The 16,380-nt window shown below is 66.4% G+C and carries 11 protein-coding genes; 8 read left to right on the top strand and 3 right to left on the bottom strand.

What is annotated here, in order from left to right; all coding sequences use genetic code 11:
- The first annotated feature begins 404 nt into the window (after nucleotides 1–404).
- The 3 genes from ACFMO5_RS13050 (at nucleotide 405) to thrC (ending at nucleotide 7,208) form a co-directional block, all read left to right on the top strand.
- Nucleotides 405–4,298 carry an adenosylcobalamin-dependent ribonucleoside-diphosphate reductase gene (locus ACFMO5_RS13050; protein WP_376793188.1) on the top strand — a complete coding sequence of 1,298 codons (3,894 nt, stop codon included), beginning with the start codon at nucleotides 405–407 and terminating at the stop codon, nucleotides 4,296–4,298.
- A 205-nt stretch (nucleotides 4,299–4,503) separates the two neighbouring features.
- The gene (gene mtnA / locus ACFMO5_RS13045) at nucleotides 4,504–5,541 is read left to right on the top strand and encodes an S-methyl-5-thioribose-1-phosphate isomerase (RefSeq protein WP_376793187.1); all 1,038 of its coding nucleotides are present in this window, start codon (nucleotides 4,504–4,506) and stop codon (nucleotides 5,539–5,541) included.
- A gap of 56 nt (nucleotides 5,542–5,597) precedes the next feature.
- The gene (gene thrC, locus ACFMO5_RS13040; protein ID WP_376793186.1) at nucleotides 5,598–7,208 is read left to right on the top strand and encodes a threonine synthase; all 1,611 of its coding nucleotides are present in this window, start codon (nucleotides 5,598–5,600) and stop codon (nucleotides 7,206–7,208) included.
- Between the two features lie 452 nt (nucleotides 7,209–7,660).
- Here thrC and ACFMO5_RS13035 read toward each other — a convergent pair whose 3' ends face one another.
- Together ACFMO5_RS13035 and ACFMO5_RS13030 are read right to left on the bottom strand one after the other, a co-directional pair.
- Nucleotides 7,661–7,921 carry a hypothetical protein gene (locus ACFMO5_RS13035; RefSeq protein ID WP_376793185.1) on the bottom strand — a complete coding sequence of 87 codons (261 nt, stop codon included), beginning with the start codon at nucleotides 7,919–7,921 and terminating at the stop codon, nucleotides 7,661–7,663.
- A gap of 144 nt (nucleotides 7,922–8,065) precedes the next feature.
- Entirely contained in the window at nucleotides 8,066–8,290 is a 225-nt protein-coding gene (locus ACFMO5_RS13030) for an SWIM zinc finger family protein (protein ID WP_376793184.1), read from the bottom strand.
- Nucleotides 8,291–8,725: 435 nt separating this feature from the next.
- On the opposite strand from ACFMO5_RS13030, the gene ACFMO5_RS13025 reads away from it, so the two are divergent.
- Nucleotides 8,726–9,676, top strand: a complete 951-nt coding sequence (locus ACFMO5_RS13025; protein ID WP_376793183.1) for an ABC transporter substrate-binding protein — start codon at nucleotides 8,726–8,728, stop codon at nucleotides 9,674–9,676.
- 83 nt (nucleotides 9,677–9,759) lie between these two features.
- Here the strand turns inward: ACFMO5_RS13025 and mtnP are convergent, their stop codons facing one another.
- A complete protein-coding gene (gene mtnP / locus ACFMO5_RS13020) occupies nucleotides 9,760–10,638 on the bottom strand; it encodes an S-methyl-5'-thioadenosine phosphorylase (protein ID WP_376793182.1) in 879 nt (292 codons plus the stop codon).
- A 431-nt stretch (nucleotides 10,639–11,069) separates the two neighbouring features.
- Here mtnP and ACFMO5_RS13015 point away from each other — a divergent pair, with 431 nt between their 5' ends.
- The 4 genes from ACFMO5_RS13015 to ACFMO5_RS13000 all read left to right on the top strand — a co-directional run bounded on the left by ACFMO5_RS13015 (nucleotide 11,070) and on the right by ACFMO5_RS13000 (nucleotide 16,335).
- The gene (locus ACFMO5_RS13015) at nucleotides 11,070–12,461 is read left to right on the top strand and encodes an aspartate kinase (protein WP_376793181.1); all 1,392 of its coding nucleotides are present in this window, start codon (nucleotides 11,070–11,072) and stop codon (nucleotides 12,459–12,461) included.
- 151 nt (nucleotides 12,462–12,612) lie between these two features.
- Nucleotides 12,613–13,848 (top strand): ROK family protein, encoded by a 1,236-nt coding sequence (locus ACFMO5_RS13010; RefSeq protein WP_376793180.1) that lies wholly within the window; start codon nucleotides 12,613–12,615, stop codon nucleotides 13,846–13,848.
- A gap of 208 nt (nucleotides 13,849–14,056) precedes the next feature.
- Nucleotides 14,057–15,379 carry an extracellular solute-binding protein gene (locus ACFMO5_RS13005; RefSeq protein WP_376793179.1) on the top strand — a complete coding sequence of 441 codons (1,323 nt, stop codon included), beginning with the start codon at nucleotides 14,057–14,059 and terminating at the stop codon, nucleotides 15,377–15,379.
- Between the two features lie 56 nt (nucleotides 15,380–15,435).
- Nucleotides 15,436–16,335: a carbohydrate ABC transporter permease gene (locus ACFMO5_RS13000; RefSeq protein WP_376793178.1), complete on the top strand. Its 900-nt coding sequence runs from the start codon at nucleotides 15,436–15,438 to the stop codon at nucleotides 16,333–16,335.
- Nucleotides 16,336–16,380: the final 45 nt, after the last annotated feature.

The raw sequence follows: 16,380 nt of genomic DNA, 5'->3' as shown, positions 1-16,380 counted from the left end.
CCCTACAATAGGCGCCCTATCGGGCCAGGCCCAAGGCCTGCTTCCTGCAGGATGTGACCGTGTTGCTTTGTTGGGACGATGAAACGTCCTATGGAGGTAGGCCGCGTAAGCGGCCCACCCCCACAGGAATTCCACGAATCGAAAGCTCGTCCCCATGAGTTGGGGGTTGTTGGCAAACCCTTGCAGGGAATTCGAAACGCCGAGGGCCAGGGGAAAGGAGGGGGGCTTGCCCCGCACGAGGGCTGTCGACGAAACCTCCCGTCCGGTCCACATCGAATCCACCGCACGCGTTCGCAACAGCGCATTGTCGGCGTCCCGAATTCGGGTGAACCACACGCTACCTACCGGGCTGGGGATCGGAGGCCCCCGGCCCCGCTGATCCCATCCACATCGAGGAGGGAACCATGACGACGACCCGCTGGGAGATCCGCGTGGACGAGGCCAACCCGGAGGATGAGATCCCGCTGACCGAGAACGCCCGCGTCGTCCTGGAGCGCCGGTACCTGCGCAAGGGGCCCGACGGGAAGCCCGCCGAGACCATCCCCCAGATGTTCCGCCGGGTCGCCCGGGCCGTCGCCGAGGCCGAGAAGGAGCTGGGCGGGGATCCGGCGTTGTGGGAGGAGCGTTTCTACCGGATGCTCACCGCCCTCCGGTTCCTCCCCAACTCCCCGACCTTCACGGGGGCGGGGACCCCGCTGGGGCAGCTGGCGGCGTGTTTCGTCCTTCCCTTGGAAGATGACATGGGCAAGATCCCGGGCGGCATCTTCCAGACGCTGCGGGACGCGGCCCTGATCCAGCAGACCGGCGGCGGGAACGGCTTCTCGTTCTCCCGCCTGCGCCCGAAGAACGCGGTCGTCGTCTCCTCGATGGGCCGCGCCACCGGCCCCGTGGGCTTCCTGCGGGTTTACGATCGGGCCTTCGGCGAGATCGCCCAGGGCGGCTCCCGGCGGGGCGCCAACATGGCCGTGCTGCGGGTGGACCACCCGGACGTCGAGGAGTTCATCACCTGCAAGACCGACGAGAACGCCATCACCAACTTCAACATCTCGGTGGGCATCACCGACGCCTTCATGCGGGCGGTGGAGAACGACGAGGAGTGGGAGCTGCGCTTCCCCGACGTGCTGCACCCGGCGTACCGGAGCTTCCGGGGGACCTTGGAAGATGCCGAGCGGGCCGGCATCCCCATCAAGGTCTACAAGCGGGTGCGGGCGCGGGAGCTCTTCCGCAAGATCGCGACCCAGGCCCACCATAACGGCGAGCCCGGCGTCCTCTTCCTGGACACCGCCAACCGCTCGAACCCGGTCCCTCACCTTTACACGCTGGAAGCCACCAACCCGTGCGGTGAGCAGTGGCTGGGGCCTTACGAGAACTGCTGTCTGGGATCGGTGAACCTGGCGCGCCACGTGAAATACGTGAACGGCCGGGCGGAGGTGGATTGGGAGAAGCTGCGGGAGACGGTGGAGTGGGCCACCCGTTTCCTCGACGACGTGGTGCAGGCCAACCAGTACGTGCCCGCCGTCCCGCAGCTCCGGGAGGCCGCCCACCGGACCCGGCGGATCGGCCTGGGCTTTATGGGGCTGGCGGACCTCATGTATCACCTGCGGATCCGTTACGGCTCGGAGGAGGGGCAGGAATTCGCCGCCCAGGTCACCGAGTTCATCCGCTACCACGCCATGCGGACCAGCATCGAGCTCGCCAAGGAGCGCGGGCCCTTCCCGGCCATCCAAGGGAGCATCTACGACCCCGAGGACCTGAAGTGGGAGCCGCCGCGGCCGCTGAAGCCCTACACCCGCGACTGGGGCCGGCCGCCCCTGGACTGGGGCGCCATCGTGGAGGGGATCCGCCGGTACGGGATCCGCAACGCCGCGCAGCTGACGGTGGCGCCCACCGGATGTCTGGTGGCCGGAACGATGATCGTGACCGATCGAGGGTTGTTGCCGATCGAGGCGCTGGGAGATCCACGGGGACCCCAATGGCAGGATGTGGATTGGATGGTTGCCTCCGAGGGCGGGCCGCGGCGTGCCACCCAGTTTTACGTGAACGGCGTCGCCCACACCTTACGGGTCATCACCCGACGAGGGTATGTGCTTCAGGGCACGGATGGACATCGCATCCGGGTCTGGGAGAACGGGAGCTGGGTGTGGCGACGCCTGGACGAGTTGCAGCCGGGCATGTGGGTTCCGCTGATGGCGGGCATGATCGGAGCGCCGCAGGAGGTGGAGCTCGACGTTTCGGTCGGCGACGATCCGCGACGCAGGGAGATCCAGCTCCCGAGGAAGGTCACCCCCGAGCTGGCATATCTGGTAGGTTTCTTTATGGGCGACGGCAACCTGAAACAGCGCTCGTTGCGATTCAGCGTTTCGGAGCCCGAGTTAAAGGAAGCGCTGATCCGACACATTCGGCGGGTTTTTGGGGTGGAACCTCGCGTCCTGCGTGATCCTCGAAGTAAGCATCTCTGGAGCGTGGAGATCCATTCCAAAAGCCTTGTGGAGTTCTGGAGGAAGAATCAGTTCAACAAGCTGGCGCCGCAGCCCAACCATCAGGGCAAGGGCTATCGACCCCACGTTCCGATCAAAATCCTTCAGACGAACAACCCCCAGATTTATGCTGCCTTCCTCGCGGGCTTGCTGGACGCAGATGGGATGATTCAAAGGGATCACCTGATCGCCTGGAGCACGACCTGTCAGGAGTTCCACGAGCAAATCAAAACGATGCTGCTCGCCTTGGGCATCCTCACCACCTCGGATGTTCAAGCCACGGGTTTATCCCGGGCGCCTCTCTATCGCCTGTGGACAGCCCACGCGGAGGCCACATCCCAGCTGCTCCGACAGCTGCCGCTCCTCCAGCGTGTGCGCGTTCCGAATCCAAATGGCCATGTCCGTCGCCCTGCGCTCCGGGATACGATACCGTTAGGTGAACGGGAGTCGGGGTTGCTCCTTTCGATCGCCAATGGTGAGAAGGAACGGATGCGAGTCCGAGCATGGCGACAGCATGGGACAAGCAATCGGGGGGCGATAACCGCCTTCGTTCGAGCCCATCGGCAGGAGCTTCTGGAAGCGGATTTGACGGGCCTGATCGAGGCCGTGGAAAATCCGATCTTCTATGATGAGATCGTGGCGATCGAGGACGGCGGCTGGCGGGAAACTTACGATCTCTCAGTTCCGGGCACGCACGCCTATGTGGCGAATGGCTTTGTGAGCCACAACACCATCTCCACCGTCGCCGGGTGCGAGGGCTACGGCTGCGAGCCGGTCTTCGCCCTCGCCTACATCCGCTACGTCCACGAGGCGGAGGGCCGGCTGGAGCTGCGCTACGTCAGCCCCCTCTTCATGCGCGCCCTCCAGGAGGCCGGCCTCGATGAGGCGGCGCGGGCCCGGGTCATCGAGGAGGTCCTGCGCAAGGGCACCTGCCAGCACATCCAGGAGCTGCCCGAGTGGATCCGCCACACCTTCGTGGTCGCGCAAGATCTGACCCCCGAGGAGCACGTCTGGATGCAGGCCAGCATCCAGGCCTTCGTCGACAACAGCATCTCCAAGACCATCAACTTCCCGGAGACGGCGACCGTGGAGGACGTCGAGCGGGCGTACCTTCTGGCCTGGAAGCTGGGCTGCAAGGGGCTGACCGTCTACGTGGCGGGGTCCCGCCAAAAAGAAGTATTGGAGACGCTGGAGACCAAGGAGAAGAAAGAGAGGCGGAAGGAGGAAACAGCCATGATGCCGGCGCAGCCGACGTTGCCCCAGCCGGTGGGCCCGACGGTCCGCCCCCGGCCCCAGAAGCTGACCGGGGTTACCTATCGGATCGCCACGCCGGTCGGGACGGCGTTCATCACCCTGAACGAGAACGGGGAGGGCCAGCCCTTCGAGGTGTTCCTGAACGTGGGGAAGGCAGGGTCGGACATCGCGGCGGTGGCCGAGGCCATCGGGCGGCTGATCTCGCTGCTTCTGCGGCTGCCCTCGCCGGTGCCGCCGGCCGAGCGGCTCCGCCAGGTGGTGGATCAACTGCACGGCATCGGCGGGGGGCGGGCCCTGGGCTTCGGGCCGGAGCGGGTGCGGAGCCTCCCCGACGGGGTCGCCCGGGTCCTGGCGGAGTATCTCGCGGAGCGGGGGCTGGAGGTGGCCCCGGCGCTGCCGGCCGCGGCCCAGCCGGCCCTCCCGTTGTGGGAGGCCCAGCCGGAAGGCGAGGAGGAGGCCGCGCGGCTCGGCCCGGTGGGGGACCTCTGCCCCCAGTGCGGCGAGGCCGCCCTCCTGGAGCAGGAGGGGTGCCGCACCTGTTACAATTGCGGGTATAGTGAGTGTTAAATCCCAGTGCGCTCGGCCTCACGGACGGAACGTAAACGTAGATGTAGGGGCGCCCCTGGTGGGCGCCCCTACAGGCATTCTCCACCGAAATTCCCTCTCGCAGGATCATCCCCGCGCGTTGGGGCGACCCCGGCGCCTTTCATCGCATAAAACCCACGTGGTTCAAGTAAAATCAACACAGATCTCCTGACGCGGAGGCGATCGAATGCGCAGCGTGGAGTGGCACAACGGCGTGCTGCGGCTGATCGACCAGCGCCGCCTGCCCCACGAGGTAGTGATCCTGGAGTGCGACACGCCTCAGGCCGTCGCCGAGGCCATCCGCACAATGGCCGTCCGGGGGGCCCCGGCGATCGGGGCGGCCGCGGCGTTCGGGATGGCCCTGGCGGCCCTGCGGAGCCAGGCGTCGGACCGGAGCGGTTTGTGGCGGGATCTGGAGGCGGCCGCGGCGCTGCTCAAGGCCTCCCGGCCCACGGCGGTGAACCTCTTCTGGGCGGTCGATCGGATGCTCCGACGGGCGGCCGACGAGAACCTGGAGGACCTCCAGGCCCTGCGGGACGCCCTGGTGGACGAGGCGATCCGGATCGCGGAGGAGGACGTGGAGACCAACCGCCGGATGGGCCGGTTGGGGGCGGCCCTGATCCGGGACGGCGATACCATCCTGCACCACTGCAACACCGGCGCCCTGGCCACCGTGGACTACGGCACGGCGTTGGGGGTGATCCGCACCGCCCACGAGCAGGGGAAGCGCGTCCACGTGCTGGTCGATGAGACGCGGCCCCGGTTGCAGGGCGCCCGCCTGACCGCGTGGGAGCTCCTCCAGCTCGGCATCCCCTTCACCGTGATCGCCGATGGCGCCGCCGGCTATTACATGCGCCGGGGGAGGGTGAACATCGTCTTGGTGGGGGCCGACCGCATCGCCGCCAACGGCGACGTGGCCAACAAGGTCGGCACCTACACCCTGGCCGTCCTCGCCAAAGAGCATGGGGTCCCGTTCTACGTCGTGGCGCCCACCTCCACCATCGACCCGAACACGCCGAACGGCGACGCCATCCCCATCGAGGAGCGGGACGAGCGGGAGGTCCTGGAGATCGAAGGGGTCCCGATCGCCCCCCGCGGGGCCCGGGCGGCCAACCCGGCCTTCGACGTGACGCCCGCCCGATACATCACCGGCATCATCACCGAGAAAGGGATCCTGTATCCGCCCTTCGACCTGCAGATCCGCCGGGTCCTGGGCCTTGAGTAAGTTGGCCGGCGGGTGGTTGCGGGGGCAGGCAGCGATTTCCTGGCGGGAGCTCTTGCATGTGGTTGCATTGCCCGTCCTGTGGCCACCGATGGCCTTACCTCCGTTTTGAGATCCGCTGCCCGCGCTGCGGCGGCGACTGGCTGGACATGGTTTATGATCTCCCGACGGTCCGCCGCCGCTGGGAGCAGATGCTCCCGAAGCGGCCGTTCACCATGTGGCGCTACCGGGAGTTGCTCCCGGTGCGGGAGGACCTCCACATCGTCACGATGGATGAGGGGGGGACCCCGCTGCTGCGCGCCGAGAACTTGGGCCTGATGCTGGGCCGCCCCCGCCTCTATGTGAAGGATGAGCGCCAGAACCCCACCGGGTCGTTCAAGGACCGCCAGGCCTCCCTGGCCATCTCCGTGGCGCGGGAGGCGAACCTGCGGGAGATGGTGGTGGCCTCCACCGGGAACGTGGCGATCTCCTACGCCGCCTACTGCGCCCGGGCCGGCATCCAATTGTGGGCGTTCCTGGTGAGCTCCGCCCCTTCGGACAAGATGCGCGAGGTGGCCCTGTACGGGGCGGAGGTCATCAAGGTGACGGGGACGTATGACCAGACCAAGCAGGTGGCGGCGCAGTTCGCGGAGCGGCGGGGGTTGTTCCTGGACCGCGGGATCCGGAGCCTGGCCGCCCGGGAGAGCATGAAGACCTTGGCGTTTGAGATCGCGGAGCAGTTGGGGTGGAGCGCGCCGGATTGGTACATCCAGGCGGTGAGCGGGGGGATGGGCCCCATCGGGGTTTGGAAGGGGTTCCAAGAGCTGAAGGCCATGGGGCTGGTGGATCGCATCCCCCGCATCGGGGTGATCCAGGCGGAGGGCTGCGCGCCCATCGTGGCGTCCTTCCGCCAGGGGCTGGAGCGGGCCCAGGTGGTTCAAACCCCCCGCACCCGGATCGCGACGTTGGCGACCGGGGACCCCGGCCCGGCCTACCCCGTGCTGCGCCGCATCGTTGCGGAGACCGAGGGGGCTATGGAAACCGTCAGCGACGAGGAGACCTATCGGGCGATGCATCTGCTGGCCAAGATGGAGGGCCTCTCGATGGAGCCCGCGGCGGCGGCCGCCTTCGCGGGGGCCTTCAAGCTGATCGCCGCCGGGCGCATCCGGCCGGACGAGACGGTGGTGATCAACGCCTCGGGCCATACCTTCCCGGTGGAGAAGTTCGCCCTGGGGGAGGGGTGGGTGTATGCCGTGGAGGCCCCGCCGGCTCCCTCCGAGGGGTTCCTGGCCGCCCTCGATCAGCTCGACCCCCGCAGCCGGCGGGTGCTGATCGTCGACGACGACCCCGACGCGGTCCGCTTGATCCGCCGCATCCTCCAAGCGCGGGGGACCTTCTACGTGGAGGAGGTTTACCGGGGCGACGAGGCGTTGGAGCGGATCCGGGCCCAACCGCCGGACGTGATCCTCCTGGATCTCATGATGCCGGGGATGGACGGCTTCGCCGTGCTGGAAGCCTTGAAGGCCGATGAGGCCCTGCGCCGCATCCCGGTTTTGGTGATCACCGCCCGGAGCCTGGCCCCGGAGGAGCGGGCCCGCCTCCGCCAACAGGCCTACGCGGTGCTGGAGAAGGGGACGTTCACCGACGAGCATTTGATCGAGGATATGCTGGCGGCCTTGCATGCTTCATAGCCGACTGGGCGGGCAGGGCATTCCCTCAGGTGTGCCGCGAAGCGCTCCGGGAGGGCCCTCCAGCTGCTGGGGAAAGCAGGGATAGCCACGTGAAGGGAGGCGGCGGGCGAGGCCTGCTGGATTTCCGTGGGGCCTGGAAGCCGCTGCCTCCGGGAGCCCGGGAGCGCACTCGCGGAGGGCAAGGGGTTCTCCACTCCTCCCGGGACGGCCGGCCTGCCCGCTCGGCGTCCCGAAGAGGCACCGCCCGCTCCTTGGGGAGAGCGCTTGGGGATCGGCCACGAAATGTATCGACGGAGGCGGGTGTGATAGCGCTCTTCATCCATCGGTCCGCGAAGCCTCCTCAGCTGCCCATTGGGCTCCCCCCTCCGCGTCGTTAGCCGATCCACCCGCTCCGTCTCCCGCCGCAAGGCCCCCATCTCCTCCCGGAAGGCGCAGCAGCTCCTCGGTCAGGATCAGCGCCCGCGGCTGTCCCAGCCGATCGGGGTGCGCTCGCAGCAGCGCCAGAAGATCCTGGAAAGCCTCTCCTGCATCGGGGTGGCAGTGGGCGTGGGCGCCGGGGTTGGCGGGGGGACGATCCGGAGGGGGGCAAGGGCCGGGCGGTGAAGCACCCAGATGCTGGCCAGGGTGGCTCCCAGCACGATGGCCTCCCGTAACGTCTGCCATCGGGAGCTCGCCCCCGAAGCGGCCGTCGGAGGTTTATCTAAAGCGCTCATCGGAGCGGATCCCATAGGGGCAGGCCTTGGGCCTGCCCCTATGCCACATAACGTAAGGGTCTCCTCGAAGGCAAGACCGCACCTCCAGGAAGATCCCGCTCCGGACGCCTCCCGGAGTTCGTTGAAGATAAGCGGGCTGCGCGTTTACAGCATCCCTTCCAGGACCCGTTCCAAGGCCATCGTGTGCGCGCAGGTCCCGCGATAGCGGAAGAAGTCGCAATCGCAGGTCCAGTTCCCCTCGTGGTAACGGACGTGATGGGTGTCGTTCTCGCCGCGGACGGTGACGGCGAAGGAGATGAAGCGGAAGCGATCCCGCTCCTCGGCGTAGCGCCGGGCCTTCTCGATCTTGCTGATCAGCGCCGAGTCCACGCTTAGACCTCCTGATCTGAGGTTTTACGGGCCTAGGAAAACCGCAACGATTCAGCCGTTCTCACCCAATGCCAGTACGGATATCGACGGTTTCCTCCTGAGGGCTTTGGGGGCCCTTCTGCCTCCTCACGAGAGCTCCGAACGAGATGGGACGGGCTGAATAGCTACAGAAAAACAAAACGGCACGTCAGCCCGCCGGCTGCGTGCCGTTTGAAATCGGCTCTCGGATGAAAGGAATTACACGCAAGGGGAACCTCCCGATCTGCGTGTCCAGATCCAGTATAGGCGGGTTTTGGAAAATTGTCAAAGCGCGCAGCGCTGCCATTTCGAAGCTATGGGAGGGGGCCTTGGGGGCGGGCGTCTTTGAGACATTCTTCACAAAGCGAGGGATTTCTGGTAAACTTGGGAACATCCTTCGAAGAAGGGAGGAAGCCAATGGGACGGCGGATCTTCATCTGGCTCGCATGGATGATCGGGTTCGGCGTAGGGGCGATCGGGTGCCAGCCCTCCTCGGGGGCGGGCCCGCTCCGAGTCCGCTTCGGCGCCCTGCCGATCCTCGATGTCCTGCCGGTGTATGTCGCCCAAGCTGAGGGCTACTTCACGCAGGCCGGCCTGGAAGTGGAGATCGTGCCCGCGGCTTCCGCGGCGGAGCGGGACCAGCTGATGCAGGCCGGGCGCATCGATGCGATGGTCAACGACACGGTCTCCACGCTCTTCTACAACAAGGAGAAGGCCCAGATCTATGTGGTCCGCATCGCGCGGCAGGGGTATCCTCAGGCGCCTCAGTATTTCATCCTGGCCAACAAGGATGCGAACATCAGCCGCCCGCAGGACTTGAAGGGGGTGGAGATCGCGATCTCCCAAGGGACGGTCATCGAGTATATGACGGATCGGATCCTGGAGCGGGCGGGGCTGAAGCCCGGGGAATATCGGACGGTGAACATCCCCCGCATCCCCGATCGGCTGCAGGCGCTGGCCGAGGGGCGGGTGAAGGCGGCCACCCTCCCGGACCCCTTCGCGACCCTGGCGATCCAGCAGGGGGCCAAGGTGGTGGCGGACGATCGGGAGGTCCAGTCGATCTCCCTGAGCGTGCTCAGCTTCCGGGCGGAGGTGGTGGAGCGGAACCCGGAGGCCGTGCGGCGCTTCCTGCAGGCGTGGGACCGCGCGGTGGCGGCGATCAACGCCAACCCGGATAAATACGCTGGGCTCCTCCCGGAGAAGCAATTGGTGCCCCAGCCGCTGGTGGGAACCTATCGGCTCCCCCCCTATCCGGAGCGCGCCATCCCCACCCGGGAACAGTTCGCCGATGTGATCGCCTGGGCGAAGGGGAAGGGATTAATTTCCGAGGATATCCCCTACGAGCGGCTGGTGCGGGAGATCCGCTGATGAACATTTTGCGGGCCGGGCGGCACACCGCCCGGCCCGCTTCGTTTCCCCCGTGAGGGAAGGGGAGGAGGTCCTCTAAAGCCTCACGCCGGCGGGAGGTATTTCCCCAAAATGGGGGCCAGATCGCGCCGGATCGACTCGGGGACCAACGAGAGGTCGGTGGCGAAGGCGTGTTGGAGGGCGCTCCCGCAGGCGCATGGCCGCTCGTCGGGGAGGATCCGGGCCAGGACGCGGATCGCCTCCTTGGCCAGGGCCACGTTCGCAGCCAGGCGCTGGATCACCATCTCCGCGGTCACCGGCTCCTCGCTTTCGTGCCACACATCATAATCCGTCACGTGGGCCATGGCCGCGTAGCAGATCTCCGCCTCCCGCGCCAGCTGGGCCTCCGGCACGGCGGTCATGCCGATGATATCCGCCCCCCACTGCCGCCACACCCGGCTTTCCGCCTTCGTGGAGAAACGCGGCCCCTCGATGGTGATGAACGTGCCCCCCTTGTGCACCGTGCCCCCCACGGCTTTCACCGCCTGGTAGACGTATTCGCTGAGATGGGGGCAGAAGGGGTCCGCCATCGAGATGTGGACCACCAGGCCGTTGCCGAAGAAGGTGTAGGGGCGTTTGCCTTTGGTCGCGTCGATCAGCTGGTCCGGGACGACCACGTGGCCGGGGGCGAACTCCTCCCGCAGGCTGCCGCAGGCGCTGACGGCGACGATCCGCTCGACCCCCAAGGTCTTAAGGGCGTAGATGTTGGCGCGGCTGTTGATCTCGCTGGGGGCGATCCGATGGCCGCGGCCATGGCGGGGGAGGAAAGCGACCCGCCGGCCCTCCAGCGTGCCGATGATGATGGCGTCGCTGGGATCCCCGAAGGGGGTGGAGATCCGCACCTCCTCCACATCTTGCAGGGCTTCCATCTGATAAAGACCGCTGCCCCCGATGATCGCGAGCTTCACCGGCTCCCGTGCCATGGAAGATCCCCTCTGGTGTAGGATGCCACTCTCTATGGTAATCCATGTCGTGTTCATTGGGTAGTGTGCGATCGGCCTTCGCCGATTGGGGTTTTGCGTCCGCGCGGGCGGACGCCGGGCGCGAAGCGCCATGGCCTATCGGCGTCGGCGCTCCTCCAGTTGACAGATTGGGGGATCTCGATAAAATATGGGGCAACACCATCCGGGTTTCGGTGAGCGGTCGCATGGCCTTTGAACGGGTGTTCCGGGACATCCCCTCGATGGCGATGATGATGACCGGGACGATGACCACCGGTTGGAGGAGCGGCCGGGGGGATGTCCGGTTTGTTGTCTGATACAGGTCCCACAGCGCATCGATTCCAGAATGCCACGACCCCCCGGCCAGAGACGGCCGGGGGGTCGCTTTTTATCCCGAGACGGCGGAGGCAGCGATGCGGGTGATGAAGTTCGGAGGGACCTCGGTGGGCGATGCAGAGCGGTTCCAGTGGGTGGCCGGGCTGATCGCCCAGCACCGCGCGGCGGACCCCCAGCTCGTGGTGGTGGTCTCGGCGATGGCGGGGGTGACGGATGCCCTCATCCGGATGAGCCAGAGAGCGGCCTGTGGGGAGCCGGATTGGCGCGCGGCGTTGACGGCGCTCCGGGACCGGCATATGCGCACGGTCCAGGCCCTCGGGTTGTCGGAAGGGGAGGCGTGGGCCCTGCAGGCGGAGCTGGCGGGTGGGTTCGAGCGGGTGGGGACCATCCTCCGGGCGGTGGCCGCGCTGGGGGAGCTTTCCCCAGCCACGGCGGATTTAGTGGCCGGGATGGGGGAGCGCTGGAGCGCCCGCATCCTGGCCGCGGCCCTGCGGGCCCTGGGGATCCCATCCCAGGCCGTGGATGCGGACACCTTCCTGATCACCGACGATCGGTTCGGGGAGGCTTCCCCGGATTTGGAGCAGACCCGGGCCCGGGCGCGGGCGGTGTTGCTGCCGCTCTTAGAGGGAGGGATCCTCCCGGTGGTGACGGGGTTCATCGGCGTCACCCCGGAGGGCCGGCCCACCACCCTGGGGCGGGGCGGCTCGGATTTCTCCGCCACCCTCCTGGGCTACGCCCTGGACGCCGAGGCGGTGTGGATCTGGACGGATGTGGACGGCGTGATGAGCGCCGACCCCAAGATCGTCCCCAACGCCCGCACGATCCCTGAGCTTTCTTACATCGAAGCGGCGGAGATGGCCTACTTCGGGGCGAAAGTGCTCCATCCGCGCACCCTGCTTCCGTGCATCGACCGGCGCATCCCCGTGCGGATCCTCAACACGATGAACCCCCAGCACCCGGGCACCTGGATCGTCCCGGAGCCCCAAGGGAACGGCCAGGTGAAGGCGGTGACGCTGATCAAGAACCTGAGCCTGATCACGGTGGAGGGCCGGGGGATGCTGGGGGTGCCCGGGGTGGCCGCCCGGACCTTCGCGACGGTCGCCGAGCTGGGGGTGAGCGTCCTGATGATCTCGCAATCCTCCTCGGAGCAGAACATCTGCTTCGTGATCCCCGCCGCGGCGGCTGCGCGGGTGGTGGGGGCGTTGCGGAAAGCCTTCGAACGGGAGATGGCCCGGCGGGACATCGAGGACATCTGGGCGATGGATCGGGTGGCGGTTGTCGCGGTGGTCGGGGCGGGGTTGCGGGCGACACCGGGGATCGCCGCCCGCGTCTTCAACGCCCTGGGGAACGGCCGCATCAACGTCCTCTCCATCGCCCAGGGGTCCTCGGAGTACAACCTCTCCCTCGTGGTGGCGGAGAGCGAGGCGGAGGAGGCCGTCCGGCGCATCCACTCGGCGTTTTATGGGTAGGGCGTTGTCTCCCGTTCAGGCGCTGTCAAATGGCCCTCGCCCAAGGGATCTTTCCCCCGAGGGCCTTGCGCAAGCTCCACCTCAGGCCCCCTTGACAAATTCGGGGTTGTCACATATACTTTTTTCACAAAACTAAGAAAGAGGCGACCGGGTGGGCCGTCCCCCGAAGGGCAGTCGGGATCTGATTAAGGCCATCAACCGCAACCTGGTTCTGAACCTCATCCAGAGCCGGGGTCCGCTCTCGCGCACGGACATCGCGCGGCTTTCGGGCCTGAGTCTGGCCGCGGTCTCGGAGATCACGGGCGAGCTGATCGCCGCGGGGTTGATCCGTGAAGTCGGAACCGGGGAATCCAGCGGTGGCCGGCGGCCGATCCTCCTCCGTCTCAATCCCCAGGCCGGCTTCGTGGTCGGCGTCAAGCTGATGAAGGACGCCATCGCCAGCGCGTTGACCGACCTGGACGCCAAGGTCCTCCATCATCGGGTGACCCCCCTGAGGTCGGCCCGCCTGACCCAGGTGCTTCGGGCGATCGTCCGGGCGGTGGAGGCTACCATCGCCGAGTCCGGGGTGGAGCGCTCGCGGGTGCTGGGCATCGGGATCGGGATGGCGGGGGTTGTGGATGGAGAGAGCGGGATCTGTCGGTATTCCCCCTTCTTCGGCTGGCGGAACGTCCAGATCGCCGAACCGATTGCCGCCCACTTCGGGATCCCGGTCTATCTGGAGAACGACGTCAACACCCTGACGATCGCGGAGCAATGGTTCGGTTACGGGCGCGATGTGGAGCATTTCGTGGTGGTCACGGTCGGGCGGGGTATCGGCGCCGGCATCGTCGTCAACGGCCAGTTCTATCGGGGAGCCCTAGGGGGCGCGGGGGAGCTGGGGCATATCACGCTGATCGAGGACGGCCCCTTGTGCGATTGCGGCAAGCGGGGATGCCTGGAGGCCCTGGCCGCCGATCCGGCCGTTCTGCGCGCGGCGCGGGCGGCCATCGCCCGGGGGGAGCCGACGCGGCTGGCCGAGGCGGATCCCCTGACGTTGGAGGCGGTGGTCGCTGCGGCCGAGGCGGGGGATGAACTGGCGCGGAAGCTGCTGGCCGATTCGGGCCGCTGGCTGGGGATGGGGATCGCGATCCTGGTCAACCTCCTGAACCCCCAACTGGTCATCGTGGGCGGGGAGGGAGTGCGGGCCGGGGAGTGGCGCTTCGGGCCCATGCGGGAGGCCCTGCGGGCCCACGCCTTCGACGGCTTGGCGGACGAATTGCAGGTCGTCCTCGAGCCAGCGGGGGACGAAACCTGGGCGCGGGGCGCGGCCTGTGTGGTGTTGGGGGAGTTGTTCAAGTCGCCCGTCCACCGACGAACCCAGCAGGATTGGGTCCCCATACCCGCTTGATGCGTTTTTTTGGCCCCACTTTCTTACTTGAGCGAAATAAGAATGCCCGATGGGGAGGTCACAAATCCATTGTGCGTCCATTGGCCTTCGGGTAGGAAGGCGGGGCCTGAAGCCCTGACCGTTCGGGGGGTGAGGGGTTGACGCGCTCCGCGCTCCGCCCGACGGCTTGAGCCGGAAGGATCCGCACCAGCTCTAAAAGGAGGCCGCCATGTGCCAACTGAAAGCTTCTATGTTTCGGATCGGAATCGGCTGGATGTTGATGGCGCTCCTGGCCGCAGCGTGCGCGCCAGCAGCCGCCCCAACCCCGGGCCCGAGCCCCACTCCGGTGGTGGTGGAGCGGGTGGTGACCCCGACGCCCACTCCGCCAGGTCCGGTGACCATCACCTTCTGGCACGCCTACAATCCGGAGGAGACGAAGGTCTTCAACGAGCAAGTCCTCCCTGCCTTCCACCAGAAGTTCCCCAACATCCGGGTCGAGGCCCAGCAGGTCCCATACGATGAATTCCGTCGGAAGCTCCTGACCAGTATCGCCGGCGGGACCGCCCCGGACGTGATCCGCTCCGACATCATCTGGGTGCCGGAGCTGGCGGCTATGGGAGCTCTGGAGGCCCTGGACGTGATCATGCCAGACTTCAACGCTTACAAGGAGAAGGTGTTCCCCGGCCCCTTGTCGACCAACTTCTGGCAGGGCCACTACTACGGCCTGCCGCTGGACACCAACACCCGGCTTCTGATGTGGAATAAGGAGATGTATGCGGCCGCCGGGATCGCCGAACCCCCCAAGACGATCGATGAGTTCCTGAAGGTCTGTGAGCGGATCAAAGCCCTGGGGAAGGACAAGTACTGCTTTGCCGATGGCGGCACCTATGGTTGGGCGGTGCTCCCATGGATCTGGAGCTTCGGCGGCGACCTGACGGACCCTGAGATGAAGACCGCCAGTGGGTATGTGAACGGGCCGGACACGGTGGCCGCTTATGAGTTCCTCAAGGGGATGTTGGACAAGGGCTACCTCCACCCCGGCATCCTCGGTGGGGGTGTGGACACAGCGGGCGGATTTGCGCGCGATGAGATCGCCAACCTGTTGGAGGGACCATGGATGCCGGCGATCTTTGCCGCCCAGTATCCCCAGAAGCAGATCCAGTGGGCGCTGATGCCGGCCGGGAAGGGCGGCTCGATCTCCGTGGTCGGGGGCGAGGACATCGTGCTGTTTAAGCAGAGCCGGAACAAAGAGGCCGCCCTGGAGTTCATCCGGTTCATGCTCAGCCCCGAAGCCCAGCTCATGATGGCCCGGGTGGGCCAGGTTCCGGTGCGCATCGACGTCGCCGAACAGGCTGTCCAAGCGCAACCTTACTTCGCGCTCTTCTTCGAGCAGCTCAAGACCGCACGGGCGCGGCTACCTCACCCCAATTGGCCGAAGATTGAAGATTTGCTCACCAGCACCGGCCAGGCCATCCTGCGCGGGGAGAAGGGGGCCAAGGAAGCCCTCGATGAGCTGGCCCCGAAGATCGACGCCCTGCTCAAGCAACAATAACCCCGACGACCACGCCTGGGGGCCGGGCCCGGCCCGGCCCCCAGGAGGAGGGAGCGGTGCGGAATCGAGGATCCCTTCACGCGCAGCGACTTCGGGCAGCTTATCTGTTCATGCTCCCGGGCGTGGCGCTCTTCCTCATCTTTTATCTCTACCCGCTGATCCAGGCGCTTCGGATCAGCCTGTACGAATGGTCCATTATGCCGGGGCAGGACAGCCGGTTTGTGGGAGCCGCCAATTACCTCCGCGCCCTTCGCGACCCGATCTTCTGGCTCTCCATGCGGAACACGGTGCTCTACACCGCCGTCACTGTGCCCGGACAGATGATCCTGGCCATGCTGGTTGCCCTGGCGTTACATGCCATCCCGAGGGGGCGGGTGCTGTTCCGAACCCTTTATTACCTGCCGGTGATCACCTCGTGGGTGGTGGCAGCTCTGCTCTTCAAGTTCCTTTTTCATAGCCAGGGTGGCTTGATCAACTACCTCCTGGTCGATGTTCTTCACCTGGCGGATCGTTACATCCCATGGCTGCAGAACCCGGAGACCGCCCTGATCGCCATTATGACCCTGGGTATCTGGAAGGGGATCGGCTGGTCCATGGTGATCTTTCTGGCCGCCTTGCAGGACATCCCCCTCGAGCTATATGAGGCGGCAGCCCTCGACGGGGCCGGCCGCTGGGGGCGGTTCCGATACGTTACCTTGCCGATGATGCGCCCAACAGTGATCTTCGTCTTGGTGATGCTGGTCATCGGAGGGTTCAACGTCTTCCTGCCGGTTTACCTGATGACCGGCGGGGCGCCGATGCATCGGACCGAAACCCTCCTGACCTATATGTACAACGAGGCCTTCAATTTCCTGGATTTCGGCTATGGGGCGGCGCTCTCGTATATGCTGGCCGCCCTGATCTTCCTCCTGAGCCTCTTTCAAATCAAGCTCCTGCGCCGCCCGATGGAGCTTTAGGGGGTCTCTTCCATGGTCGCGAACCCGAAGCGACGGATTGTGGAG

The sequence above is a fragment of the Thermoflexus sp. genome (assembly GCF_042408365.1).
In the GTDB taxonomy this organism is placed as follows: Bacteria; Chloroflexota; Anaerolineae; order Thermoflexales; family Thermoflexaceae; genus Thermoflexus.
Note: the sequence above shows the minus strand (reverse complement) of the source record. Positions and strands in the feature narration are given on the sequence as shown.